This window comes from Rhodosalinus sp. K401 (assembly GCF_041365735.1).
Taxonomy (GTDB): Bacteria; Pseudomonadota; Alphaproteobacteria; order Rhodobacterales; family Rhodobacteraceae; genus Rhodosalinus.
In genome coordinates this window covers 248,317-272,166 of record NZ_JBGFSI010000002.1, presented here as the reverse complement: position 1 = coordinate 272,166, position 23,850 = coordinate 248,317, and the positions used below count along the sequence as shown (strand labels likewise).

Sequence of the window (23,850 nt, the reverse complement as noted above, 5' to 3'; positions counted from 1 at the left end):
GCGGTGCGCCATGGGGGCGCTGCCCCCGCCGCGCCTTCGGCGCGACTCCCCCGGAGTATTTCCGCCAAGAAGAAGGAGCCGGGCCATGACGGACGACCGCGCGCGTTCGAAAGACATCGCCGCGCTTTGCGCCCGAGCGCCAGTGATCCCGGTGCTCGTCGTGACGGACGCGCGGACCGCGCGTCCGCTCGCCCGGGCGCTGGTGGCGGGGGGGCTTCCCGTGCTCGAGGTGACGCTTCGCACGCCGGCGGCGCTCGACGCGATCGCCGAGATCACGGCGGTTCCGGGGGCCGCGGTGGGCGCGGGCACGCTGCTGTCACCGGGCGACGTGGCCGCGGCGCGGGCGGCGGGCGCGGTCTTCGGGGTCTCGCCCGGGGCGACGGACAGGCTGCTCGACGCCTGCGAGGACGCGGGCCTGCCGCTGCTTCCGGGCGCGGCCACGGCGAGCGAGGCGATGGCGCTTCTGGAGCGGGGCTATTCGGTGCAGAAATTCTTCCCCGCCGATGCCGCCGGGGGCACGGCTGCGCTGCGCGCGCTGGCCGGCCCGCTGCCGCAGGTCGGCTGGTGTCCCACGGGCGGGATCACGGCCGGGACCGCGCGCGACTATCTTTCCCTGCCCAACGTGGTTTGCGTGGGCGGAAGCTGGCTGGCCCCGGCCGCCCGGGTCGCGGCGGAGGATTGGGCCGGGATCGAGGTGCTGGCCCGGGCGGCCGCGACGCTCTAGCCCGCTCCGCCACGGTCGCGCCCGCGCCAGCCCCCGCGCCGGCGCGGGGGGGCGGCCGCGTCCCGCCCCTCGGTCAGCACACGTGTCATCGGGTGGTCCGGCGCGCCCTCGCCGTGCCGCGCCAGGAGTTCGGCCAGCAGCGCGCGAGGGTCGGCCTCCATCGGCACGCCGAGCGCCCAGTCCAGGAAGATCGAGCGGCACTCTTCATAGGTGATGCCCTCGATGCGGTAGGCCTCCCGGACAAGGCCCTTCGGGTCGGCGGAATCTCGAGTCATCGGTCTTTCTCCGTGTCCGCGGGCAGGTGCGCGTCGATCACGGCCGCGGCCCGCTCCGTCACCTCGCCGAGGCGGCCGGAGAGCGCCTCGAGCCCCTCGATCCCCGTCAGGCGCGCGAGCAGCGCCGCGCCGCCCTCGCCGATGCGGTCATCGGCGAGCGGCCCCTCGCTCAGCAGCTTGGACGCGATCTGCACCTGCCAGCAGAGCGTCCAGGCCTCTTCCAGCGTTTCGGCGCCCGCCCCGTCGAGCCAGCCCGCGGCGACCGCGGCGGCAAGCCCGTCACGGGGCACGCGGGACGGCTCGTCCCCGATCAGCGCGCCGGCCTGGGCGACGAGTTCCACGTCCTGCAGCCGCCCCGGGCCGATCTTGGCGTCCCAGGGGCCCTCGGGCGACTTGGCCTCGGCGATGCGCGCGCGCATTCGCGCGGCCTCGCGCAGCACGGTGTCGCGGTCCTCGCGGCCCAGAAGGCTCTCGCGGAACGCCTCCACCTCTTCGGAGAGCGCCGCGTCCCCCGCCACGGCCCGCGCCCGCGTGAGCGCGAGATGTTCCCAGACCCACGCCTCCTCGCGCTGGTAGGACCGGAAGCTCTGCCAGCTGGTGGCCACGGGGCCCTGCTTGCCCGAGGGGCGCAGGCGCATGTCCACCTCGTAGAGCCGGCCCTCGGCGGTCTGGGCGCTCACTGCGGTCACGAGCGCCTGGGTAAGGCGCGCGTAGTAGGCGCGCGCGGAGAGCGGGCGGCGGCCCTCGGACTGCTCCACCCCGTCGGCGTCGTAGATCACGATGAGGTCGAGATCCGAGGTGGGCGCCATGCGCGCGGCGCCGAGCGAGCCCATGCCGAGCACCATCGCGCCGCGTCCGGGCGGGGCCCCGTGCTTGGCCGCGAACTGCTCCACGACCGCGGGCCAGAGCGCGCGCAGGGCGGCCTCGGCCAGAGCGGCATAGTGCTGCCCGGCCTCGACGCAGCCCGCCTGCCCGCGCAGAAGATGCACGCCCACCCGGAAATGCACCTCATGCGCCCAGCGGCGGGCGGCATCGAGCTTGCGCTCGTAGTCGTCCTCGCGCGCGAGGCGGGTCGCGAGATCGCGGCTCAGCTCCTCCACGCCCGGGATCGGCGCGAAGAAGTCGCCGGCGATCACCGCGTCGAAGACCCCGGCATGGCGCGAAAGGTGACGCGCCAGCGCCGGCGCGGTGCCCGCGATGTCCACCAGCAGGTCGATCAGATGCGGGTTGGCCTCGAACAGCGAGAAAAGCTGCACCCCCGCCGGCAGCCCCGCGAGGAAGCCGTCGAAGGCGGCCAGCGCCTCCTCGGGCCGCGCGGTGCGCGCGAGACGGCCGAGGATCTCGGGGCGGAGCCGCTCGAAGATCGCCATGGCGCGATCGGACCGCAGCGCGGGGTAGCTCGGCCAGCGCGCCGTGACGCTGGCGTCGATCTCGGGCGTGTCCGCGTCGGCGGGCGGGGGCGCGGCATCGGGCGCGAAGAACCCCTCGGTCAGTTCGTGCACCTCCGTCAGCCGCTCGGTCAGGTCGCGGCGAAGCGCCTGCGCCTCCTGCCCCATCAGGGCGGCGAGCCGGTCGAAGCCCGCGTCCGAGCGCGGCAGCGCGTGGGTCTGGGCGTCGTGGATCATCTGCACCCGGTGCTCGACCTCACGGTGGAACCGGTAGTGGCGCGCCAGCGTCTGGGCCACCTCGTCCGGCACCCAGCCCTTCGCGGCCAGCACCTCGAGCCCGGCCACGGTGCCGCGCACCCTGAGGGCCGGGTCGCGCCCGCCGGCGATGATCTGGCGCGTCTGGGTAAAGAACTCGATCTCGCGGATGCCGCCCCGGCCGAGCTTCATGTCGTGGCCGGGCAGCGTGATCGGCCCGTTGAGGCCCTTGTGCTCGCGGATGCGCAGCCGCATCGCATGGGCGTCCTCGATGGCGGCGAAGTCGAGGTGGCGGCGCCAGACGAAGGGCCTGAGCGTCTCGAGAAACCTTTCGCCCGCGTCGAGGTCGCCCGCGGCGGGGCGGGCCTTGACGTAGGCCGCACGCTCCCACGTGCGCCCGAGACTCTCGTAATAGGTCTCGGCCGCGGCCATGCTCAGCACCACGGGCGTCACCGACGGGTCGGGGCGAAGCCGCAGGTCGGTGCGGAAGACGTAGCCCTCGGCGGTGTTGTCCGACAGCGTTCGCGTCATCGCCCGGACGGCGCGCACCAGCGCGGCGCGCGCCTCCATCACGTCGTCTTCCGGGTAGCGGGTCTCGTCGAAAAGGCAGACCAGGTCGATGTCGGAGGAATAGTTCAGCTCGTGCGCCCCCATCTTGCCCATGGCGAGCGCGACGAGGCCCCCCGCCGTCGGGAGGGCGTCCTCATCCTGTCCGGGCAGCTTGCCCCGGCGGATCTCGCGGCCCACCGCGGCCTCCATCGCGCGCTGGCAGGCGAGATCGGCGAAATCGGTGAGCGTTCCGGTGACCTTTTCCAGCGGCCAGACCCCCGCGAGATCCGCAAGCGCCAAGAGAAGCGCCACGCGCCGCTTGCCCTGCCGAAGCGCGTCCGAGAGCGTGTCGGGCGGCGTCTCTCCGAGATCGTCGAAAACGTCCGCGAGCGCCGCTTCGGGATCGTCGAACGCGGCGGGAAGCCAACCGGCCTCCTTCTCGATCAGGTCCTTGAGATAGGGGCTGCACCCCCCCGCCCCTTCGAGCAACCGGGCGAGATCGCCCACGGCCCCGGGGCAGGCGGCCCGGGCCTCGGCGCCGCGCTCGGGCTCATAGGCATGGGGCAGACGGGTGATGCGGTTCGCGAAACTCATGTGGCGGAGATGGCCACGGCCCGCGCGCGGGGTCAATCGCCTGCGGCGCGTCGCGGCGGGGACGGGCCGCCGTTTCGCGCCGTCCGGGGCTGGGCTAGCATGGCACGGGCCCAACCGGAGGAGATCCATGAGTCGAAGCCTGAAACGCGTGCGCGCGGCGCTGGAGGCTGCGGGCCTCGCGGCGGAGATCCGCGAGCCGGGCGAGACGCGCACCGCCCAGCAGGCGGCCCAAGCCGCGGGCTGCGCGCTCGACCAGATCGTCAAATCGATCATGTTCCGCGGCGAGGACAGCGGCGAGGCGCTGCTGTTTCTCACCGCGGGCGGGAACCGGGTGGACGCGTCGAAGGCGGCCGCGCTCGCCGGGGAGCCGCTGGGCAAGGCGGACGCGGCGCTGATCCGCGCGCAGACCGGTTTCGCGATCGGCGGCGTTGCGCCGGTGGGCCATCTCACCCCGCCGCGCGCCTGGCTCGACCGCCGGCTCATGGACTTCGACGAGGTCTGGGCCGCCGCGGGCACCCCGCGTCATGTCTTCGCGCTGGACCCGGCGGACCTGCCGCGGATTTCCGGCGCGCAACCCGCTGATTTCACGGCCCAACGCGAAAAAATGTAAAAATCTTTCACATCTCCCCTTGCGACCGGGCGGCGCGGTTCCGATCTTGCCTCATGTGAAAGACATTCACATCGTGACACGACGCATGGAGACGCACATGACATCCGCCGCAACCGACTGGACCCGCGCCCGTCCGGGGCACTGGTTTTCCCGTGCCGAAGCCTGGCTCGACTCGCAGGGAAAGGGCGCCTGGATCGCCGCCATGGTCCTGGGCTTCATCCTGTTCTGGCCTCTGGGCCTGGCACTTCTCGCCTACATGATCTGGAGCAAACGCCTTTTCGGGGACTCCTGCCGTAACGAAAACGGCGCGCGGGCCGGCCTCGACGCCATGACGCCCTCGGGCAACTCCGCCTTCGACGCCTACAAGGCCGACACCCTGCGGCGCCTCGAGGAGGAGCAGAAAAGCTTTCACGAGTTCCTCCAGCGCCTGCGCGAGGCCCGGGACAAGGCCGAATTCGACCAGTTCATGGAAGAGCGCGCCCGCGCCGCCCGGACGGCACCGGACGACACGGACGGCGCTGGCCCCCGCGATCTCTGATCACCTCCCGACCGCCCCGGCCATTGCGCGCCGGGGCGGCGCCATGCGAAGGACCCGCCATGCATCTCGACGGCCACACGCCCTTTCCCGACCCCGAGCGCCAGCCGGAATTCTACGCGGGCGTGCCAGCCAAGCGCCTTCTCGCATGGGTCGTGGACATGCTCCTCATCGTCCTGCTGTCGCTGCTCGTGGTGCCGTTCACGGCCTTCACGGGCATCTTCTTCTTTCCCTTCCTGATGCTCGTCGTCGGCTTCCTCTACCGCGTGGCAACGCTTGCGGGCGGGTCGGCCACCTGGGGGATGCGCCTCATGGCGATCGAGATCCGCGACGCGCGGGGGCTGAGGCTCGATGTGTCCACCGCGTTCCTGCACACGCTGGGATATACCGTCTCCATCGCGGTCTTCCCGCTTCAGATCGTGTCCATCGTGCTCATGCTCGTCAGCACCTACCGGCAGGGGCTGACCGATCACGTCATGGGAACCGTGGCGCTGAACCTGCGGGCCTGAACCGTTCCGAAACGGGCTTGGCGCGTCGCGGACGGGTTGCTATCGTTTCCCGAATTTCTAGGTGGAAGCGTGATGCGCCATACCCTGCCCATAGCGCCGCAATTCTACGTGACGGCACCGCAACCCTGCCCCTATCTTGAAGGGCGGATGGAGCGTAAACTCTTCACCGCGCTGCAGGGCGAGGGGGCGGAGCGGCTGAACGACACCCTGTCCAAACAGGGCTTCCGGCGGTCACAGAACGTGCTTTACCGGCCCTCCTGTTCGGAGTGCTCGGCCTGCCTGTCCGCACGGATCGACGTCTCGCGCTTCAGCCCCTCGAAAAGCCAGCGCCGCACGATACGAAACAACGCCTGCCTCTCGCGCCGGGCGACATCGCCCTGGGCCACCGAGGAGCAGTACGCGCTCTTCCGGCGCTATCTCGACAGCCGGCACGCCGATGGCGGCATGGCGGACATGGACGTGTTCGAATTCGCCGCCATGATCGAGGAGACGCCGGTCCGCTCCCGCGTCGTGGAATACAGCGATCGCGGCACCGGGGAGCTGGTGGCCGTATGCCTGACGGACGTGCTCGATGACGGGCTGAGCATGGTCTATTCCTTCTATGCGCCCGACCGCCCGAAGGCGTCGCTCGGCACATACATCATCCTCGATCACGTGCAGATCGCGCGCGAGGCGGGGCTTCCCTACGTCTATCTGGGCTATTGGGTGCCCGGCAGCCCGAAGATGGGCTACAAGGCCCGCTTCTCCGGGCTGGAGGTGCACAGGCGCGGCCAATGGGAGCGGATGCGCGACCCGCAGGACTACAGCGCCGAACTGCACCCGCTGTCCACCGACCCGATCGCGGAGCAGGTGGCGAACCTGTCGCTGCCCGGCGCGCGCCCCGCTGCCCGCAAGGGCTGACATCCACCGCCATCGCGAGACATCTTCGCCGTTAGCACAGGCGGCGCGCGCGGGCGCACGCGCGCGCCGCGACCCTCAGTTCGGGATCAGGTCCGGAACGATCGTGACGATGCCGGGGAACCAGAACAGGATCGCCAGGCCGATCACCTGGATCAGCACGAAGGGCAGCACGCCCTGGTAGATCTGGGTTGTCGTCACCTCGCGCGGCGCCACGCCCCTGAGATAGAAGAGCGCGAAGCCGAAGGGCGGCGTCAGGAACGAGGTCTGCAGGTTCACGGCGATCATGATCGTCACCCATTTCGGGTCGAAGCTGCCGCCATAGATCACCGGCCCCACGATCGGAACGACGATGTAGATGATCTCGAGGAAGTCGAGCACGAAGCCCAGGATGAAGAGCACGAGCATGACGATCAGGAAGACCTTGATCTCGTTGTCGAAGCTCTTGAGGAAATCCTGGATGTAGTGCTCTCCGCCGAAGGAGATCAGCACGAGGTTCAGAAGCTGCGAGCCGATCAGGATGGTGAAGACCATCGACGTGACCTTGGCGGTTTCGCGCACCACCGGCGTCAGCACGCCGCCGGCGAACAGCACCCAGCAGGCATAAAGCAGGCCGAAGAGCGCGTAGAGATAGGCCGCCTGCGCCACGGCATAGGCCAGCCACGTCTCGATCCCCGCCGTCGAGGTCGTGACCCGAAGGTCGAAGTTCACGCCCACGAGGATCATGATGACGAGCGCGAAGGTCGACCAGATGATGATCCGGCCCGACTTCTCCTGGTCCGCGAGCTTGCGGTAGGCGGCCAGCATGATCGCCCCCGCCGCGCCGAGCGCGGCCGCCGGCGTCGGGTTGGTGATCCCGCCCAGGATCGACCCCAGCACCGCGATGATCAGAATGAGCGGCGGGAACACCACGCGCAGGAGGTCGTTGGTGGCCAGCCGCGCGAAGGCGTGCCGCACGCCGTAAAGCGTCAGCAGCAGCGGCAGCGCGAGCCACAGGAAGCTCGCCCCGGGCGAACTGAGCGGCGAGATCGCCACGATATCCGCCAGAAGGGCGAGCACGATGCCCGCCGCGCCGATGACGAGCGGCAGCGGATCGGCCGAGGGCGCCACCCCCCGCGCCAGAGCGAGAATGAGCGCGAGCACCAGGAAACCGACGGCGATGCCCGTGCCGATCGGCGCGGCGTTGGCGATATTCTCCTCGAGGCGCTGCTGATACTCTTCCTCGGTGAAGGCGTGCTGCTCCTCCACGCCGCCCGCCGCCTCGATCGCCTCCTGCTGTGCGATGGCATCGTCCCACGCCTCCTGCCCGTGCAGTTCGATCATGGAGGCCTTGCACTGGTCGGACACATTGGTGCGCAGCGACGCCATCTCGCCGCGCTCGGAGAAGCCGCCGGGATCCACGTTCTGGCCGCCGACGAGACCGACCTGCCCGGCAAGGACCACGCCGAGGATCAGCGCGGCCGGCACGCCGGCGAACCAGGTCCACCGCTCGCCCGGGGTGGTCACCTCGCCGCCGGTGCCTTCGAGGGAGGGGACCGCCGGCGCCTTGGACGGATTGAAGACCGCGTAGCCGAAGGCGTAGGCCGCGTAGAGGCCCGCCAGCAGGATCCCCGGCAATAGCGCCGCCTGGAAGAGCGTGCCCACCGAGACCACCGCCGCCTCGCCAAGATAGGTGAGCGCGTCGGTGCAGCCGGCAAGCTGGGCGCGCTGTTCCTGCGCGGCTGAGTAGATGTCGCCGGTCAGCGTGCCGAGAAGGACGATCACGATAGAGGGCGGAATGATCTGCCCGAGCGTGCCCGAGGCCGCGATCACGCCGGTGGAAAGCTGCGGCGAATAACCCGCGCGCAGCATGGTCGGAAGCGCCAGCAGGCCCATCGTCACCACGGTGGCCCCGACGATCCCCGTGGACGCGGCGAGAAACGCGCCCACGACCACGATGGACACCGCCAGCCCGCCCGGCAGCGGGCCGAACACCCGCGCCATGGTGGTCAGGAGATCCTCGGCGATGCGCGACCGCTCGAGCGTGATGCCCATCATCACGAACATCAGCACGGCGAGCAGCGTCTCGATGGACTGGCCCGCGAGCACCCGCTCGTTGATGCGGTTCACGATGAAGGAGATGTTGCGATCCAGCGCCGTCTCCCAGCCCTGCGGGAAGACGGGCGTCTCGACGCGCGGCAGTTCGGGGTATCGGAATATGTTGATGTTCGCCGGCCTCGCGCCGTCGCTCACCAGCGCCTGATACGCGGCCGAGCCGGTGTCGATCGCCTGATGTATGAGCAGCCCCGCGCTGTCGAGCGCCGCGATGATCGCGAAGGAGATCACGCCCGCCCCGCCGATGGCGAAGGCCACCGGGAACCCCGACAGGATGCCGGCGAACAGGCACAGGAAGACGATGATCAGGCCGATCTCGACCCCATCTAGACCGAACAGCATGGGTCAGGTGGCTCCCGAATGGATTTCGTGCTGGCGCTCTTCGGCCGCGTCGCCGAGAACGTCGCGGTCGACGTGCTTGCCCTCGCTTTCAGGGCCCTCGCGCATCTCGCAGACGGCGCGCCAGAACACCGCCATGGCGTGCAGAAGGACGAGCCCGGCGAACAGCACGAGCAGGATCTTGAAAAGGAAGTAGGCGGAAAAGCCCTGCGGCGCGAAACCCGTCGTCTCGACGTTCCAGCGCAGCACCCGGGCGCGCATCATCATCCGGTCGATCTCGTCCGAGGCGGAGGGCGCGGGCACGACGAGGTGCCGCCACATGAAGAACCAGCCGTAAAGCCAGATCAGGATCGCCATCGGCGCCATGAAGACCAGCGCGCCGAACATGTCCACGGCCTTCCGAACGCGGTGCGAGAACTGCGCGTAGAGGATGTCCACCCGCACATGGCCGCCCTGCACGAAGGTGTAGGAGACGCAGAGCGACACGATCATAGCGTTGTAGAGCTTCAGCCCCTCGGACCACCAACTCACGTCGAAGGTGGCCACGGAGCCCACGCCGACGGAGAGTTGCGACAGCGCGAAGATGCGCTGCGTGAACACCACCATGACCTGTTGCAGCACCATTATGAGGCCGACCCACGCCGCGATGCGCCCCACCGTGTTCGCGAACCCCTCGAGGCCGGTCACGACGCCCCATAGGAAGTTCCGGCGCCAGAGCCCGACGATCGTGATGATCGCGAAGACGTTGAAGACGACGAAGAAGAACTCGACGGAGGCGCCGTAATAGATCACCCGCATCATCGCCTCGGGGTCCGACCAGTTCAGCCAGAGCCCGGGATGGGTGACGGCATAGCCGAAATTGTAGAACGCCATCAGGACGTTCTGGAAAAACCAGCCGAGCGCGTCGAGCATCACTCCCCCTGCTCCGCGTTCTATCGCGGATCGCTTCTTGTCTCCGTCGAACGCCGCCCCCCGCGCGCGGCGGGGGGCGGCAGGGCCCGGATCCAGGCGGCGTTACGCGTTCACGCGGTTGCGCTGGCGCATGTATTCGCCGTCGGCCTGCTCGTACCAGCTGGAGGACTCTTCCATGCTGGCGAAGTAGCTGTCGGCCACCGCCTTGTAGATCGGGTCGCCCATGTTCTCCTCGCGGACCTCGGCCGAGGCGCGGCCGAACGCGTCCCAGACGTCGTCCGGGAACTGGCGAACCTGGACGCCCTGGCTTTGCAGGCGGGCGAGCGCCGCGCCGTTCTCGGCCAGCGAGAGCGAGAGGTTGCGGCTGTAGACGGCCTCGGTGGCGGTCTGGATGATCTGCTGCTGCGCGGGCGTCAGGTCGTTGAAGACATCGAGGTTCACCGCGAGGCTCAGCGCCGAGCCCGGCTCGTGGAAGCCGGCGGCATAATAGATGTTGGTGATCTCCTGGAAGCCCAGCCGCTCGTCCGCGAAGGGACCGATCCACTCCGCGCCGTCGATCGCGCCCGAGGCCAGCGCCTGGTAGATCTCGCCGCCGGGGATGTTCTGCACGCTCGCGCCGAGACGTCCGAGCACCTGGCCGCCCTGCCCCGGCATGCGGAAGCGCAGCCCCTGCAGGTCGTCGGCCGACGTGATCTCCTTGTTGAACCAGCCGCCGGGCTGCATCGCCGTCTGGCCCGACAGGAACGACTTCAGGTTGAAGAGCTCCGAGAGCTCGTTGTGAAGCTCGTGGCCGCCACGGTGGTAGTACCAGTTGGCAAGCTCCTGCGCGGTCATCCCGAACGGCACGGCCGTGAAGAAGGCGTAGGCCGGGTGCTGGTTCAGGAAGTAGTAGTCGGCCGAGTGGTACATGTCGGCCTGGCCTGCGGACACCGCGTCGAACACCTCGAACGCGCCGACGAGGCTGCCGGCGGGGCGCTTGTCGATGGTCAGCTGGCCGTCCGTCATGGCCGTGATGTAATCGGCGGCAAGCTGCGCGGCGTCATCGAAGATGGCGAAGCCATCGGGCACCGACGTCACCATGGTGAGTGTGCGGTTTCCTTGCGCGTAAAGGGGCGCGGCCAGGCTCGACGCGGCAGCGGCGGCGCCGCCGACGGCGCCGGCACGGATGAAAGAACGGCGATCCATTGGTCTGGTTTCCTCCCAAGTTTGGCGGTCCGTCCCCGGCGCTGCCGAAGCGGACCCTCGTTGACCGTGGGCGGACACTAGCGATGGCGCCCAAGCTTTGGAACAGGAAAAATGCGCGGCGAGGCCCGTTTGCCGACTGTTTCTTGCGCACCCGCCCGCGCGCCCTCGCGCCACCCGCAAGAAAGAATATTGCGCAAGCTTGCCCCGGTGCGACATTTTCTCCGGAATGTGCCAGTCGCCGGTTGACGCGACTTTCTGCACATGCATATCTCGCGGAGCGTAGGAGGAAAGTATGACTCGTCTTATCGTAATCGTGGAAAATTGGCGCATGGGCCGGTAACGGAACCCCAGACCGGATGTCATGCGCCCCCGAACGAAAGGACGGGGGCTTTTTTGTGCGATGCGAGAGGCGGCGACGCGGCTTTGAAGGAGACACGCCGATGACACGGCAGATGACCGGAGCGAAAATGGTGGTTCAGGCGCTGAAGGATCAGGGCGTGGACACAGTATTCGGCTATCCCGGGGGCGCGGTGCTACCGATCTACGACGAGATCTTCCAGCAGAACGACATCCGCCACATCCTGGTGCGTCACGAGCAGGGCGCGGTCCATGCCGCGGAAGGCTATGCGCGCTCGACGGGCAAGCCCGGCGTCGTTCTCGTGACCTCGGGTCCCGGCGCCACGAATTCCGTGACCGGGATCACCGACGCACTGATGGATTCGATCCCGATCGTCGTGCTGACGGGCCAGGTGCCCACCTTCCTGATCGGCTCGGACGCCTTTCAGGAGGCCGACACGGTGGGCATCACCCGCGCCTGTACCAAGCACAACTGGCTGGTGAAGGATCCCGCGCGGCTTTCGGGCACGATCCACGAGGCGTTCCACGTCGCCACCTCGGGCCGGCCGGGCCCCGTCCTCGTGGACATCCCCAAGGACGTGCAGTTCGCCACCGACAGCTACACGCCGCCGTCGAAGGCCCGGGTGAGCCACTACCAGCCGCAGGTGAAGGGCGATGCCGAGGGGATCGCCGACCTCGTCGCCGCGATCGAGACCGCCGAGCGGCCGATCTTCTACACCGGGGGTGGCGTCATCAACTCCGGCCCCCGGGCGAGCCGGCTGCTGCGGGAGCTCGTGGATGCCACGGGCTTTCCCGTCACCTCGACGCTGATGGGCCTCGGCGCCTACCCGGCGAGCGGCGCGAACTGGCTCGGCATGCTGGGGATGCACGGCCTCTACGAGGCCAACCTCGCGATGCATGGCTGCGATCTGATGATCAACCTCGGCGCGCGGTTCGACGACCGGATCACCGGCCGGATCGACGCCTTCTCGCCGAATTCCCGCAAGGCGCATGTCGATATCGATCCGTCCTCCATCAACAAGGTGGTCAAGACCGACTTTCCCATCGTGGGCGACATCGGCCATGTCCTCGAGGACGTGCTGGAACTCTGGAAGGCGCGCGGCGGCAAGGTGAACCGCGAGGGCCTCGCCAAGTGGTGGAAGCGGATCGAACAGTGGCGCAAGGTCGACTGCCTGGCGTTCAAGCCCGCCCCGAAGACCATCAAGCCGCAGCACGCGCTGGCGCGGCTCGAGGCGCTCACGAAGGATCACCCGGACCGCTACATCTGCACCGAGGTCGGCCAGCACCAGATGTGGGCCGCGCAGTATATCGGTTTCGAGGGTCCGAACCGCTGGATGACGTCCGGCGGCCTCGGCACCATGGGCTACGGCACCCCCGCCTCGATCGGCGTGCAGGTGGCGCATCCCGACGCGCTGGTCATCAACGTCGCGGGCGAGGCGAGCTGGCTGATGAACATGCAGGAGATGGGTACCGCGGTGCAGTACCGCCTGCCCGTCAAGCAGTTCATCCTCAACAACGAGCGGCTGGGCATGGTGCGCCAGTGGCAGGAGCTTCTGCACGGCGAGCGCTACTCGCACAGCTGGTCCGAGGCGCTGCCCGATTTCGTGAAACTCGCCGAGGCCTTCGGCTGCAAGGGCATCCAGTGCGCCGATCCGGCCCAGCTCGACGACGCGATCCAGGAGATGCTGGATTACGACGGCCCGGTGATCTTCGACTGCCTCGTCGAGAAGCACGAGAACTGCTTCCCGATGATCCCGTCGGGCAAGGCGCACAACGAGATGCTGCTCGGCGAGGCGGAGACGCAGGGCGCGATCGACGCGAAGGGCTCGGTGCTGGTCTGAGGCGACGCAGGGGGGGCGTCCGCCCCCTCTTCGCCTGCGGCGAATTCACCCCCGAGAGTATTTCCGCCAAGAAGAAGGCGGTGGCGGATTGGACGATGGCGGCCGCGGGCCGCGGCTGAGAGAGGGGAAGGTGGCGGATGTCCGCACTGAAGATCAAGAAGGGCTCGAACAAGCATTCGGCCTACAACCTGCGCCCGACATTCTCGGACGTGCAGGAGCGGCACACGCTGGCCGTTCTGGTCGACAACGAGCCCGGCGTGCTCGCGCGGGTCATCGGGCTTTTCTCGGGGCGGGGCTACAATATCGAAAGCCTCACCGTGGCGGAGGTGGACCACACCGGTCACCTGAGCCGGATCACCATCGTCACCACCGGCACGCCGCAGGTGATCGTGCAGATCAAGGCCCAGCTGGGGCGCATCGTGCCGGTCCACGAGGTGCACGACCTCACCGTGGAGGGCCACGCCGTGGAGCGGGAGCTTGCGCTTTTCAAGGTGGCGGGCCAGGGCGACAAGCGGGTCGAGGCGCTGCGCCTGGCCGACATCTTCAGGGCGAACGTCGTGGACAGCACGCTGGAAAGCTTCGTCTTCCAGCTTACCGGCACGTCCGAGAAGATCGACGCCTTCGCCGAGCTCATGCGCCCGCTGGGCCTGACGGAGATGGCGCGCACGGGCATCGCGGCGCTTTCGCGCGGCGCAGGCTGAACGGCGCGACACAGCCCGCGCGGCATGTCGCCCCGGGCAAAACCGGGTCGCGGACAGGCGCGCGCCGGGCGGTGGCCGCGGTATCCTCGCGGGGCTTGCGAGGAGGACCGCCGCCCATGACCGCCACCGATCTTTCCGCCGTCCGCCAGCCCGTCGCCGCGGCGCAGGGCCTGCCCAACGCGCATTATGTCGACCCGCGCGTTCACGCCGAGGAACGCGACGCGCTGCTTTTCGGACAGTGGGCCGGTCTTGCCGTGGCGGCCGACGTGCCCGAGCCGGGCGACGCGGTGCCGATCGATTTTCTCGGCATGCCGCTTCTGCTGCTCCGCGACCGCGAGGGCCAAGTCCGGGTGTTTCTCAATACCTGCCGGCACCGGGGGATGATCCTCGTCGAGAGCCCCCGCAAGATCGAGGGCGCGATCCGCTGTCCCTACCATTCCTGGTGCTACGCGACCGACGGCCGGCTCGTGGCCACGCCCCATGTCGGCGGGCCGGGCCACAACACCCATGACGCGATCCGCCGGGACGAGCTCGGCCTCGTCGAGGTGCGCAGCCATGTCTGGTTCGACGTGGTGTGGATCAACGTCTCGGGGGACGCGCCGCCCTTCGAGGAGGCTCATGCGGAGATTCTGGAGCGCTGGCGCGAGTTCGACCGGCCGATCCATCACGGCGGCCCCGACAGCCGCTGGCAGCTGGCCGTGAACGCCAACTGGAAGCTCGCGGTGGAGAACTACTGCGAGAGCTATCACCTGCCCTGGGTGCATCCCGGTCTCAACAGCTATTCGCGGCTCGAGGACCACTACCACATCGAGGCGCCGGGCCGTTTCTCGGGCCAGGGAACCCTGGTCTACCGGCAGCTCACCAACGAGTTCGGGCAGGTCTTCCCCGATTTCGAGGGCCTGTCACCGAGATGGGACACGGCCGCGGAATACATCGCGGTCTATCCCAACGTGCTTCTGGGCGTGCACCGGGATCACGCCTTCGCCATCCTGCTCGTGCCCGACGGGCAGGAGCGGACGGTGGAGCACATCCACCTCTACTATACCCGCCCCGACACCGACGAGGGGTTGCGGATGCGGAACGTGCAGCTCTGGAAGACGGTGTTCGAGGAGGACATCTTCGTCGTGGAGGGCATGCAGCGCGGGCGCCACGCCGCGGGCTTCGACGGCGGGCGTTTCTCTCCGGCGATGGACGGGCCCACGCATTGCTTCCACGCCTGGGTCGCAGCGCGAATGGAGGCGCACCGCGGGCGGGCGCGCGCCGCGGAATGAGCGCGGGCCTGCACGAGGCGCTGCTCGAGGCGCATGCGCGCGCCGACCGCGCGGGGCTGGTGGATCTCTATGCCCGCGCCGCGGACCGGCAGAACGACGTGGACGCGGCCTGCTTCTTCCTGACGCATGCCTACGTCTTCGCGCTTGAAACCGGCCACCCCGCGGCAACGGCCCTGCACGGGCGGCTGAAGGCCCGGGGGCGCGAGGCCTAGGCCGACTGCGTCTCGCCCTCGCCCGCCGCTTCGGCCGCGCCCGCCGCGACGGCGAGGCGGTAGAGATGCCAGGTCGTGTGGCCGAGAAGCGGCAGCACGAGAAAGAGCCCGAGGAATCCCGGCACGAGCGCGAGGAAGGTGACGACCGCGATGAAAAGCGCCCAGCCCAGCATCGGGCCGGGGCTGCCCGTCACGGTCTGGACGCTCGCGATCATGGCGGTGACGAAATCCACCTCGCGGTCGAGCAGAAGCGGCAGCGCGATCACCGTGACCGCGTAGAGTAGCAGCGCAAAGGCCGCGCCCACGGCGATCTCGACCGCGATCATCGAAACACCCTCGGGCGTGGTGTAGACCTCGTAGGAGGTGGAGATGTTGGTGAGCGTCGCAAAGCCGAGGAAGAGCGCGAAGATCATGTGCGCAAGGAAGAACCAGAACAGCACCATGAAGAGGATGATCGCGCACATGGTCGGGAGCTGCCGGCCGGTCTGGTGGGCGACGACGCCCAGCACCTCGCCCCAGACGAGCGGGCGCCCCAGTTCCAGCCGCCGGCTCACCTCGTAGAGGCCGACCGCGGCGAAGGGCCCGACGAGCGGAAAGGCCGTGGCCGCGAAGATCAGCCAGTAGGTCTGGCCGGTCAATTGCGTCACCGCGACCATGATCCAGCCGACGGCGACGTAGACGCCCGCGAAGAAAAGCCCGAAAAGCGGCGCGCTGCGCATGTCCGCCCAACCTCGCGCGAGCGCGCGGCGCAGCATGTCGCGCGTGACGGCGCCGAGCGGCGGCACCCCAAGGGGCGGTGCGTCGTCCTGCATGGGCCTCCCCTCCCCTGCCATGGAGCGCTTTCCCGATGAGACCGGGAAAGCCCGCGCGTTTCAAGGGCCGTCACACGGCCGGGCGCATCTCGGGCCATCGCGTGGCGTCATGGTAGGCATGGCCGAGCCGGAGAAGGCCCGCATCGCCCCCGCGCCGGCCCATGAGCTGCAGGCCCGCGGGCAGCCCGGCCGGGCCGAAGCCTGCGGGACACGCGAGCGCGGGCAGACCCGCCAGGCTTGCCGGGACGACCACCTCCATCCAGCGGTGGTAGCTGTCCATCGCGCGCCCGGCGATCTCTTGCGGCCAACGGAGCTCGACCGGGAAGGGCCAGACCTGCGCGGCCGGCAGCGCGAGCGCATCGTATCGCGCGAAGCTCGCGGCCGCGCGAGCGAACCAGCACGAGCGGAGAACCGAGGCCCGATGCACCTCCATCGCCGAGAGGGCACGGCCGCGCTCGATTTCCCAGAGCGCCTCGGGTTTCAGCCTGTCGCGGGCCTCCGGACGCTCGGCCAGGGGCCCGAGCGATGCCGCCACCGCCCAGGAGCGCAGCGTCGTCCAGCTTTCCCAGAGGGCTTCCGCCGGAAAGGGCGGCGCGAGCGGCTCCACCCGCGCGCCCAGCGCCTCGAACGCGGCAAGCGCCGCCTCGCAGGTCTCCAGGATACCGGCTTCGCAGGGAAGGCTCCCGCCCCAGTCGCCAAGCCAGGCGATGCGCGCGCCCGCGGAGCCACGCCTTATCCCCGAAAGGAACGGTTCGGCGGGCATGCCGTGGGGCTGGCGCGGATCGGGGCCGGCCATCACCTCGAGCAACGCGGCCAGGTCGGCGGGGCTTCGCGCCATCGGCCCGGGTGTCGAAAGCTGGTGGAGGAAGCTGTCGCCCTCGGGCTCGGCGGGCACGCGGCCCCAGCTCGGGCGCAGGCCATAGACGTTGTTCCAGGCCGCCGGGTTGCGCAACGAGCCCATCATGTCCGAGCCGTCGGCCACCGCCAGCATCCGCGTGGCCAGCGCCGCCGCCGCCCCGCCCGAGGAGCCGCCGGCCGAGCGCGAGAGATCCCAGGGGTTTCGCGTCGCACCGAACACCTCGTTGAAGGTGTGGCTGCCGAGGCCGAATTCGGGCGTGTTGGACTTTCCGATCACGATGGCGCCGGCGGCGCGCAGGCGACCGATCGCGATGTCGTCCCGCTCCGCCACGCGGCCGGCGAAGAGCGGGGAGCCCTGGCTGGTCGGCAGCCCGGCGGCGTTGGCAAGATCCTTGACCGCAAGGGGCATGCCATGAAGCCAGCCCGCGCGTGGCGCGGCGTCGGCCGCGCGCGCCTCCGCGAGCAGCGTTTTGGGATCGCGCAGCGAGACGATGGCGTTAACGGCGGGGTTGAGCGCCTCGATGCGCGCGAGGGTCGCGCGCATCACGTCCTCAGCGGAGAGCTCCCGCCGCGAGAGGGCCGCCGCGAGGTCGAGCGCATCGAGATCAAGCGGATCGGCCACCGGCGGGCCGGCCTCAGGCGTCGGCCTGCGCCTCGGCGCGGCTCTTGCCCGCGGCGTCGAGCGCGAGCACGGCGGCCATGAAGCCATCGATGTCCCCGTCGAGCACGCCCTTGGTGTCGGAGGTCTCGTAATTGGTGCGCAGGTCCTTCACCATCTGGTAGGGCTGAAGAACGTAAGAGCGGATCTGGTTGCCCCAGCCTGCATCGCCCTTGGCCTCATGCGCCTCCTGGATGGAGGCGGTCCGCTTCTCCAGCTCCATCTGGTAAAGCCGCGATTTCAGGGCCTTCATGGCGATGTCACGGTTCTGGTGCTGCGACTTCTCCGAGCTCGTCACGACGATGCCGGTGGGCACATGGGTGATCCGCACCGCCGAGTCGGTGGTGTTCACGTGCTGCCCGCCCGCCCCGGAAGAGCGATAGGTATCCACGCGGATGTCGGCCGGGTTGACCTCGATCTCGATGTTCTCGTCAACCACCGGGTAGACCCAGACGGAACTGAACGAGGTGTGCCGCCGCGCCGAACTGTCATAGGGCGAGATCCGCACGAGGCGGTGCACGCCGGACTCCGATTTCAGCCAGCCATAGGCGTTCTGGCCGGTGATCTTGTAGGTGGCGGACTTGATGCCCGCCTCGTCGCCCGGCGTCTCGTCCTGAAGCTCGACCTTGAAGCCGCGCTTCTCGGCCCAGCGCACATACATCCGCGCCAGCATCGAGGCCCAGTCGCAGGATTCGGTGCCGCCCGCGCCGGCATGGATCTCCAGATAGGTGTCGTTGCCGTCCGCCTCGCCGTCGAGCAGCGCCTCTAGCTCGCGCGCGCGCGCGACCTCGACGAGGTCCTTCAGCGCGCCCTCCGCCTCGGCGATCACCTCCTCGTCGCCCTCGGCCTCGCCCATCCCGATCAGTTCGACGTTGTCGGAAAGCTGCTGCTCGATGGAGCCCACGGTTTCGATCGCGTCGACAAGCGCCTGGCGCTCGCGCATGAGCTTCTGCGCCTTTTCAGGATCGTTCCAGAGATCGGGATCCTCCACCCGGGCATTGAATTCCTCGAGCCGGTGCTGCGCGGTTTCCCAATCCATGCGCTGGCGCAGCAGGTCGAGCGACTTCCTGATCTCTGCAACGGCGGATTCGGCGTCGGCACGCATGGATATCTCCGGGGAACGGGGGGTTGGAACGGTGTGATAAACCAGCCGCCGGGGCGCGGCAAGCGGCTCAGTAAAGGCCGCCGGAACTCATGGACCCGAAGCTGGCGCGCGGCCCCACCACACCGCGCTGGCCGGTCGAGGTCGTCACCTCGCGCGACACGCCGCCCTCCTCGGGTGCGATGCGCGTGAAGTCGCTCCCCATGGCGAAGCCGCCGTCATAGGTGATGCCGAAGATCGGCTCCTCCCCCTCGCGGAAATACTCGGCGACGACGTTGGGGCCGGTAGCGTCGTCGGGCAGGCGCGCGCCGGTATAGCGGTCGATCTTGATGAAGGTGCCGCCCGGGGGAACCTCGAACGCGCCGCCGCCATATTTCTTGATCGCCTCGGACATGAAGCGCTGGAACACCGGCCCGCACAGCGTGGAGCCGTAGGCGCCCTGGCCGAGCGAGCGCGGCTGGTCGTGGCCGATATAGCAGCCTGCCACGATATTGGACGAGAAGCCGATGAACCAGACGTCGCGGGCGTCGTTGGTCGTCCCGGTCTTGCCCGCGATCGGCACCGGCAGGTCGATCGCGCCGCTCGCCGTGCCGCGATCGACCACGCCCTGCATCATGGAGGTCAGCTGGTAGGCGGTGATCGCGTCCATCACCCGCTCGCGCTCGGAGACGAGCCGCGGGCTGCGGCCCGGCGCGATGTTCGGATCGCCGCAATCGGTGCAGATGCGCTCATCGTGGCGGTAGATTGTGCGCCCGTAGCGGTCCTGCACGCGGTCCACCAGCGTGGGCTCCACCCGCTCGCCGCCATTGGCGAACATCGCGTAGGCCGCCACCATGTCGTAAAGCGTGGTCTCCTGAGAGCCGAGCGCATTGGCGAGATAGGGTTCCAGCCGGTCGTAGACGCCGAAGCGCTCGGCATAAGCGGCAACGGTCTGCATGCTCACTTCCTGCGCAAGGCGCACCGTCATGAGGTTCCGCGACTGCTCGATGCCCGTGCGCAGCGGCGTCGGTCCGTAGAACGCGTTCGACGCGTTCTTGGGCCGCCAGACGCCCTGGGGCGTGTCCACCTCGATGGGCGCGTCCACGATGATCGTCGCGGGCGAGTAGCCGGAATCGAGCGCGGCGGCGTAAACGAAGGGCTTGAACGACGAGCCGGGCTGACGCTGGGCCTGCGTCGTGCGGTTGAACACCGAGTCCTGGTAGGAGAACCCGCCCTGCATCGCGATCACGCGGCCGTTGTTCACGTCCATCGCCATGAAGCCGCCCTGCACCTCGGGCACCTGCCGGAGCGACCAGCGGATGAAGCTGCCGTCGTCGTCCGACACCATGCGCCGGACATGGACCACGTCGCCCACCTCGAAGTTCGCGAAGAAGTCGCCACGCATCCAGCGGATATCCTCGCGCGGCACCACGAAAGGCTCGGCCTCCGTCTCTTCCACGCCCTCGACGCCGAGGCGCAGCCGGTTCTCGGCCACCTCGAGCACCACCGCCGGGTGCCAGGGCTGCACCAGGTCGACGTCGCGGGCGACATCGGCCTCGGCAAGAGCCGCGCGCCATGCCTCCTCGCTTGCGAGGGCCTCCTGCGGAAGCGTCTCGCCCGTGCCGCGCCAGACCCCGGCGTTGCGGTCGTACTGTTCGAGCTGGGTCCGGAACGCCTCGGCCGCGACGACCTGCATCTCGGGATCCAGTGTCGCGCGCACCGTGAAGCCCGCCGAGAAGAATTCGGCCTCGCCGAAATCGCGCGACAACTGGCGGCGGATCTCGTCGGTGAAGTAGTCGCGCGGCGGCAGGGCGGAGCGGAAGCTCTCGAAATCGCCCGCCTGCACCGAGCGCAGTGGCATCGCGCGCTCGCGCTCATAAGTGGCGCGGTCGAGATAGCCGTTCTCGTGCATCTCCGTCAGGACGTAGTTGCGCCGCGCCATGAGCCGGTCGGCGTTGCGCACGGGATGGAAGTCCGACGGCGCCTTCGGCATCGAGGCGAGGAAGGCCGCCTCGTGCGGCGCCAGCTCCCGCAGGGTCTTGTTGAAGAAGGTCTGCGCGGCCGCCGCCACGCCATAGGAATTCTGGCCGAGATAGATCTCGTTCAGGTAAAGCTCGAGGATATCTTCCTTGCTGAGCGTCTGTTCGAGACGGGTGGCGAGAATGATTTCCTTTATCTTGCGCTCCACCCGGCGTTCGCCGCCCAGCAGGAAGTTCTTCATCACCTGCTGGGTGATCGTCGAGGCCCCGCGCAGCGTCTCGCCGCGGGTCCGCACCGCCTCCACCAGCGCCGCGGCGATGCCGCGCGCGTCGAAGCCCTGGTGCTGGTAGAAGTTCTTGTCCTCCGCCGAGATGAACGCGTGCTTCACGAGCGGCGGGATCTCTTCGGCCGGCGCGAAGAGGCGGCGTTCCTGCGCGAACTCGTCGATGATCCGGCCCTCGGCCGAATACACCCGGCTGATCGTGGGCGGGCGATACTGGGCGAGGCTTTCATGGCTGGGCAGATCGCGCCCGTACACCCAGAAGACGCCGCCGATGGTGAGCGCGACCATCACCACGCCCAGCGTGATCAGGCTGAACAGTCCGCCGAGGACGGAGAGGAAAAATCTGAGCAATCGTGGCTCCTGCCGGTTTGGCGTCTGTATACGCGCGGCGCCGCGCCGGGTCAAAACACAACGCCGCGTGCCTGTGCTGCAATTGGGGCGGGCCGGGGCCCGGCGCCAGCCTTGCCCGGCCCGATCGGCAAGGCGCTGCCTACCTGCGGCGCAGCGGCGCCTCCGCCGCGTCCGCGGCTTCCCAGGCGGCAATGCCATCGCGAATTCCCGCGACGAGACGCGCGCGCCAGTCCGGGTCGGTCAGGTTCTTCAGGTCTTCCGGCGTGGACAGGAACCCCGCTTCGAGCAGGACCGAGGGGATGTCGGCGGCCTTGAGCACCGAGAACCCGGCGCTGCGCAGCGGGCGCGAGTTGACGTGGCTCGTCCGGGCGTCGATCCCGACGATCAGCGCGCGGGCAAGCTTTTCGGATCGCGGCGCCGTCTCCAGCCTTGCGATCTCCATCAGCACGTTGGCCACCACGTCGTCGGTGCCCGTCAGGTCGACGCCGGCGAGCAGGTCGGCGCGGTTGTGACGCTCGGCGAGCGCGGCGCTTGCTTCGTCCGTGGCGCTGTCGGAGAGCGTGTAGGCCGTCGCGCCCCGCGCGCGCCCCGACGCGAGCGAATCGGCATGGAGCGAGATGAAGAGATCCGCGCCGGACCGGTGCGCGATCTGCACGCGCCGCTCCAGCGAGACGAAGACGTCGTCCTCTCGCGTCAGCACCACCTCGTAGCGCCCCGCTCGGCGCAGCGCCTCGCGCAGCTCGAAGGCGAGCGCGAGCATCAGATCGGCCTCTCTCACCTCTCCCACCTCGGCGCCCGGATCGATGCCGCCATGGCCGGGATCGAGCACCACGACGAGCCCCCGATCGCCCCGGCCTTCGCGGCGCGCGGGGTCCGTCTCGGCGGGCTCGGGCAGGTCCCAGCGCGGGTCCCCGGGCGCGCCGGCCTCCGCGTCGAAGGTGGCCTCGTCCACCGGGGCGAGCAGTAGGCGCAAGGCGGCCTGCCCTGTCAGGTCGCTGACCGACAGCCCCGCCTCCCGCACCGCCAGAGGCCGCTCGAGGTCGGCGACGAGCCGCGACCATCCGGGCCGGAACGTGCCCGCCCGCAACGCGCCAAGGCCGGACGTCGCGAAGCGGTCGGTGTCGAGGCCCGTCCACTCCACCTCGCGGAAATCGAGCACCAGCCGGTCCGGGTCGGACAGGGTGAAGACCCGCCAGGGCACGCCCTGGCTCAGCAGAAGGTCGATCCGGACGCCGCCCGCGGCGGTCGCCTCGGCGCCGCTGCGCGCCGGGTCGAGCCGCGCGAGGCCACCCATGTCCTGCGCCCCGGCGGGCGCCGCCAGCGCCACGAGAAGCGCGAATGCCGCGACAAGCCTGCTCATGTGATCCGCCCCGCCTTTTGCGCGGACCCTATCCCAAAGCGGGCGGCGCGAAAACCGCGTCACGCCGGAAGATGGCCCCGGGCCCGCATGAAACCGGCGAGGCGGGACAGCCCCTCCCGGATGTCGGCCGTGGACGCCGCGTAGGAGAAGCGCAGCGTCCCGCCGCCCCGGACCGGGTCGAAATCGAGCCCCGGCGTGACCGCCACGCCCGCCTCGTCGAGGATCTCCCGCGCGAAGCCGAGGCTGTCGGAGGTGATGTGGCTCACGTCGGCGTAGACGTAGAACGCCCCGTCCGGCGGCGCGATGCGGTCGAACCCCGCCGCCGGCAGCCCTTCCAGCATCAGCTGGCGGTTCTCGGCATAGACGGCCAGGTTGGCCGCGAGTTCGTCCTGCGCGTCGAGCGCGGCGAGCGCGGCCACCTGCGCGGCGTGCGAGGGGCAGATGAAGAGATTCTGCGCCAGTCGCTCCACCCGGCGGACATGGTCCTCGGGCACGACCATCCAGCCCACGCGCCAGCCGGTCATCGAGAAATACTTCGAGAAGGAGTTGATGACGTAGACATCGTCGGAAAGCTCGAGCGCGGTGACCGCCTTCGCCTCGTACTCGATGCCGTGATAGATCTCGTCGCTGATGAAGGCCGCGCCTTCCGCCTCGGCCCAGCCGATGAGCGCGCCCAGCGCCTCGCGGCCCAGCATCGTTCCGGTGGGGTTCGCGGGCGAGGCGACCATGAGCCCCGAAAGCCCCTGCCCCGAAAGCTCCTCCGGCACGGGCTGGTAGCGGTTTTCCGGGCGCGTCGGGATGTCCACCGGCCGCAGGTCGAGCGCGCGCAGGATCTGGCGGTAGCTCGGGTAGCCCGGCGCGCCGATGCCGACCGCTTCGCCCGTGTCGAAGAGCGCGGTGAAGGCGAGGACGAACGCGCCCGAGGAGCCCGAGGTCACGACCACCCGGGCGGGATCGAGATCGACGCCGTACCACTCGCGGTAAAGCCGCGCGATGCGCGCGCGCAGTTCGGGGCGGCCGAGCGCGACGGTGTAGCCCAGCGGGCCCGCCTCCATCTCCCGCACGAGCGCCTCGCGCGCGGCGGCGGGCGCGGGCGTTCCCGGCTGGCCCACCTCCATGTGGATGACGTGGCGGCCCGCGGCCTCCGCCGCGCGCGCGGCTTCCATCACGTCCATCACAATGAAGGGATCGACCTCGCCGCGCCTTGAGTTCCGCATCG

General features: G+C 69.4%; 20 protein-coding genes. 9 read left to right on the top strand and 11 right to left on the bottom strand.

All coding sequences use genetic code 11. The features are described from left to right. Positions 1 to 85: 85 nt before the first annotated feature. Complete coding sequence (gene eda / locus AB6A66_RS03790) at positions 86 to 724, top strand: bifunctional 4-hydroxy-2-oxoglutarate aldolase/2-dehydro-3-deoxy-phosphogluconate aldolase (RefSeq protein WP_371054844.1); 639 nt, start codon at positions 86 to 88, stop codon at positions 722 to 724. On the opposite strand, the gene AB6A66_RS03785 is transcribed toward eda, so the two are convergent. Both AB6A66_RS03785 and AB6A66_RS03780 read right to left on the bottom strand, forming a co-directional pair. Continuing rightward, positions 721 to 999: a hypothetical protein gene (locus AB6A66_RS03785; protein WP_371054843.1), complete on the bottom strand. Its 279-nt coding sequence runs from the start codon at positions 997 to 999 to the stop codon at positions 721 to 723. The genes eda and AB6A66_RS03785 overlap by 4 nt on opposite strands. Next, positions 996 to 3,785 (bottom strand): glutamine-synthetase adenylyltransferase, encoded by a 2,790-nt coding sequence (locus tag AB6A66_RS03780; protein WP_371054842.1) that lies wholly within the window; start codon positions 3,783 to 3,785, stop codon positions 996 to 998. The genes AB6A66_RS03785 and AB6A66_RS03780 overlap by 4 nt, the downstream gene beginning before the upstream one ends. Before the next feature lie 127 nt (positions 3,786 to 3,912). On the opposite strand from AB6A66_RS03780, the gene AB6A66_RS03775 reads away from it, so the two are divergent. From AB6A66_RS03775 to AB6A66_RS03760, 4 genes are all read left to right on the top strand, one after another. Then, entirely contained in the window at positions 3,913 to 4,395 is a 483-nt protein-coding gene (locus tag AB6A66_RS03775) for a YbaK/EbsC family protein (protein ID WP_371036535.1), read from the top strand. A gap of 97 nt (positions 4,396 to 4,492) precedes the next feature. Continuing rightward, positions 4,493 to 4,933 carry a DUF2852 domain-containing protein gene (locus AB6A66_RS03770; RefSeq protein WP_371054841.1) on the top strand — a complete coding sequence of 147 codons (441 nt, stop codon included), beginning with the start codon at positions 4,493 to 4,495 and terminating at the stop codon, positions 4,931 to 4,933. 59 nt (positions 4,934 to 4,992) lie between these two features. After that, positions 4,993 to 5,439 carry an RDD family protein gene (locus AB6A66_RS03765; RefSeq protein WP_371036537.1) on the top strand — a complete coding sequence of 149 codons (447 nt, stop codon included), beginning with the start codon at positions 4,993 to 4,995 and terminating at the stop codon, positions 5,437 to 5,439. A gap of 72 nt (positions 5,440 to 5,511) precedes the next feature. Continuing rightward, on the top strand, positions 5,512 to 6,339 hold the full coding sequence (locus AB6A66_RS03760; RefSeq protein ID WP_371036538.1) for an arginyltransferase: 828 nt from the start codon (positions 5,512 to 5,514) through the stop codon (positions 6,337 to 6,339). Between the two features lie 75 nt (positions 6,340 to 6,414). Here AB6A66_RS03760 and AB6A66_RS03755 read toward each other — a convergent pair whose 3' ends face one another. The 3 genes from AB6A66_RS03755 to AB6A66_RS03745 form a co-directional block, all read right to left on the bottom strand. Further along, positions 6,415 to 8,772 carry a TRAP transporter large permease subunit gene (locus AB6A66_RS03755; RefSeq protein WP_371054840.1) on the bottom strand — a complete coding sequence of 786 codons (2,358 nt, stop codon included), beginning with the start codon at positions 8,770 to 8,772 and terminating at the stop codon, positions 6,415 to 6,417. A gap of 3 nt (positions 8,773 to 8,775) precedes the next feature. After that, positions 8,776 to 9,681, bottom strand: a complete 906-nt coding sequence (locus tag AB6A66_RS03750) for a TRAP transporter small permease subunit (RefSeq protein ID WP_371054839.1) — start codon at positions 9,679 to 9,681, stop codon at positions 8,776 to 8,778. A 102-nt stretch (positions 9,682 to 9,783) separates the two neighbouring features. Continuing rightward, positions 9,784 to 10,866, bottom strand: a complete 1,083-nt coding sequence (locus tag AB6A66_RS03745; RefSeq protein ID WP_371036541.1) for a TRAP transporter substrate-binding protein — start codon at positions 10,864 to 10,866, stop codon at positions 9,784 to 9,786. Positions 10,867 to 11,306: 440 nt separating this feature from the next. Here AB6A66_RS03745 and AB6A66_RS03740 point away from each other — a divergent pair, with 440 nt between their 5' ends. The 4 genes from AB6A66_RS03740 (at position 11,307) to AB6A66_RS03725 (ending at position 15,248) form a co-directional block, all read left to right on the top strand. Next, positions 11,307 to 13,064 carry an acetolactate synthase 3 large subunit gene (locus tag AB6A66_RS03740; protein ID WP_371054838.1) on the top strand — a complete coding sequence of 586 codons (1,758 nt, stop codon included), beginning with the start codon at positions 11,307 to 11,309 and terminating at the stop codon, positions 13,062 to 13,064. A 137-nt stretch (positions 13,065 to 13,201) separates the two neighbouring features. After that, positions 13,202 to 13,765: an acetolactate synthase small subunit gene (gene ilvN / locus AB6A66_RS03735; RefSeq protein WP_371054837.1), complete on the top strand. Its 564-nt coding sequence runs from the start codon at positions 13,202 to 13,204 to the stop codon at positions 13,763 to 13,765. A 116-nt stretch (positions 13,766 to 13,881) separates the two neighbouring features. Next, positions 13,882 to 15,036, top strand: a complete 1,155-nt coding sequence (locus tag AB6A66_RS03730; RefSeq protein ID WP_371054836.1) for an SRPBCC family protein — start codon at positions 13,882 to 13,884, stop codon at positions 15,034 to 15,036. Then, complete coding sequence (locus tag AB6A66_RS03725; protein WP_371036545.1) at positions 15,033 to 15,248, top strand: hypothetical protein; 216 nt, start codon at positions 15,033 to 15,035, stop codon at positions 15,246 to 15,248. The genes AB6A66_RS03730 and AB6A66_RS03725 overlap by 4 nt, the downstream gene beginning before the upstream one ends. On the opposite strand, the gene AB6A66_RS03720 is transcribed toward AB6A66_RS03725, so the two are convergent. The 6 genes from AB6A66_RS03720 to AB6A66_RS03695 form a co-directional block, all read right to left on the bottom strand. Beyond that, complete coding sequence (locus AB6A66_RS03720; protein WP_371054835.1) at positions 15,245 to 16,060, bottom strand: DUF2189 domain-containing protein; 816 nt, start codon at positions 16,058 to 16,060, stop codon at positions 15,245 to 15,247. The two genes, AB6A66_RS03725 and AB6A66_RS03720, sit on opposite strands and share 4 nt — an antisense overlap. Positions 16,061 to 16,130: 70 nt before the next feature. Beyond that, positions 16,131 to 17,540, bottom strand: coding sequence for an amidase (locus tag AB6A66_RS03715; protein ID WP_371054834.1), 1,410 nt, complete (start codon positions 17,538 to 17,540; stop codon positions 16,131 to 16,133). A 13-nt stretch (positions 17,541 to 17,553) separates the two neighbouring features. Next, positions 17,554 to 18,681: a peptide chain release factor 2 gene (prfB, locus tag AB6A66_RS03710; protein WP_371054833.1), complete on the bottom strand. Its 1,128-nt coding sequence runs from the start codon at positions 18,679 to 18,681 to the stop codon at positions 17,554 to 17,556. Positions 18,682 to 18,748: 67 nt separating this feature from the next. After that, positions 18,749 to 21,271 carry a penicillin-binding protein 1A gene (locus AB6A66_RS03705; protein WP_371054832.1) on the bottom strand — a complete coding sequence of 841 codons (2,523 nt, stop codon included), beginning with the start codon at positions 21,269 to 21,271 and terminating at the stop codon, positions 18,749 to 18,751. 139 nt (positions 21,272 to 21,410) lie between these two features. Then, positions 21,411 to 22,631: an N-acetylmuramoyl-L-alanine amidase gene (locus AB6A66_RS03700; RefSeq protein ID WP_371054831.1), complete on the bottom strand. Its 1,221-nt coding sequence runs from the start codon at positions 22,629 to 22,631 to the stop codon at positions 21,411 to 21,413. 59 nt (positions 22,632 to 22,690) lie between these two features. After that, positions 22,691 to 23,848 carry a pyridoxal phosphate-dependent aminotransferase gene (locus AB6A66_RS03695; protein ID WP_371054830.1) on the bottom strand — a complete coding sequence of 386 codons (1,158 nt, stop codon included), beginning with the start codon at positions 23,846 to 23,848 and terminating at the stop codon, positions 22,691 to 22,693. Positions 23,849 to 23,850 lie beyond the last annotated feature (2 nt).

Coding starts and splice junctions, on each gene's coding strand:
- AB6A66_RS03750 (WP_371054839.1), bottom strand. CDS start 9,681: ATGCTCGACGCGCTCGGCTGGTTTTTCCAGAACGTCCTGATGGCGTTC.
- prfB (WP_371054833.1), bottom strand. CDS start 18,681: ATGCGTGCCGACGCCGAATCCGCCGTTGCAGAGATCAGGAAGTCGCTC.
- AB6A66_RS03770 (WP_371054841.1), top strand. CDS start 4,493: ATGACATCCGCCGCAACCGACTGGACCCGCGCCCGTCCGGGGCACTGG.
- AB6A66_RS03765 (WP_371036537.1), top strand. CDS start 4,993: ATGCATCTCGACGGCCACACGCCCTTTCCCGACCCCGAGCGCCAGCCG.
- AB6A66_RS03755 (WP_371054840.1), bottom strand. CDS start 8,772: ATGCTGTTCGGTCTAGATGGGGTCGAGATCGGCCTGATCATCGTCTTC.
- eda (WP_371054844.1), top strand. CDS start 86: ATGACGGACGACCGCGCGCGTTCGAAAGACATCGCCGCGCTTTGCGCC.
- AB6A66_RS03725 (WP_371036545.1), top strand. CDS start 15,033: ATGAGCGCGGGCCTGCACGAGGCGCTGCTCGAGGCGCATGCGCGCGCC.
- AB6A66_RS03775 (WP_371036535.1), top strand. CDS start 3,913: ATGAGTCGAAGCCTGAAACGCGTGCGCGCGGCGCTGGAGGCTGCGGGC.
- AB6A66_RS03785 (WP_371054843.1), bottom strand. CDS start 999: ATGACTCGAGATTCCGCCGACCCGAAGGGCCTTGTCCGGGAGGCCTAC.
- AB6A66_RS03730 (WP_371054836.1), top strand. CDS start 13,882: ATGACCGCCACCGATCTTTCCGCCGTCCGCCAGCCCGTCGCCGCGGCG.
- AB6A66_RS03780 (WP_371054842.1), bottom strand. CDS start 3,785: ATGAGTTTCGCGAACCGCATCACCCGTCTGCCCCATGCCTATGAGCCC.
- AB6A66_RS03700 (WP_371054831.1), bottom strand. CDS start 22,631: ATGAGCAGGCTTGTCGCGGCATTCGCGCTTCTCGTGGCGCTGGCGGCG.
- AB6A66_RS03760 (WP_371036538.1), top strand. CDS start 5,512: ATGCGCCATACCCTGCCCATAGCGCCGCAATTCTACGTGACGGCACCG.
- AB6A66_RS03695 (WP_371054830.1), bottom strand. CDS start 23,848: ATGCGGAACTCAAGGCGCGGCGAGGTCGATCCCTTCATTGTGATGGAC.
- AB6A66_RS03740 (WP_371054838.1), top strand. CDS start 11,307: ATGACACGGCAGATGACCGGAGCGAAAATGGTGGTTCAGGCGCTGAAG.
- ilvN (WP_371054837.1), top strand. CDS start 13,202: ATGTCCGCACTGAAGATCAAGAAGGGCTCGAACAAGCATTCGGCCTAC.
- AB6A66_RS03745 (WP_371036541.1), bottom strand. CDS start 10,866: ATGGATCGCCGTTCTTTCATCCGTGCCGGCGCCGTCGGCGGCGCCGCC.
- AB6A66_RS03720 (WP_371054835.1), bottom strand. CDS start 16,060: ATGCAGGACGACGCACCGCCCCTTGGGGTGCCGCCGCTCGGCGCCGTC.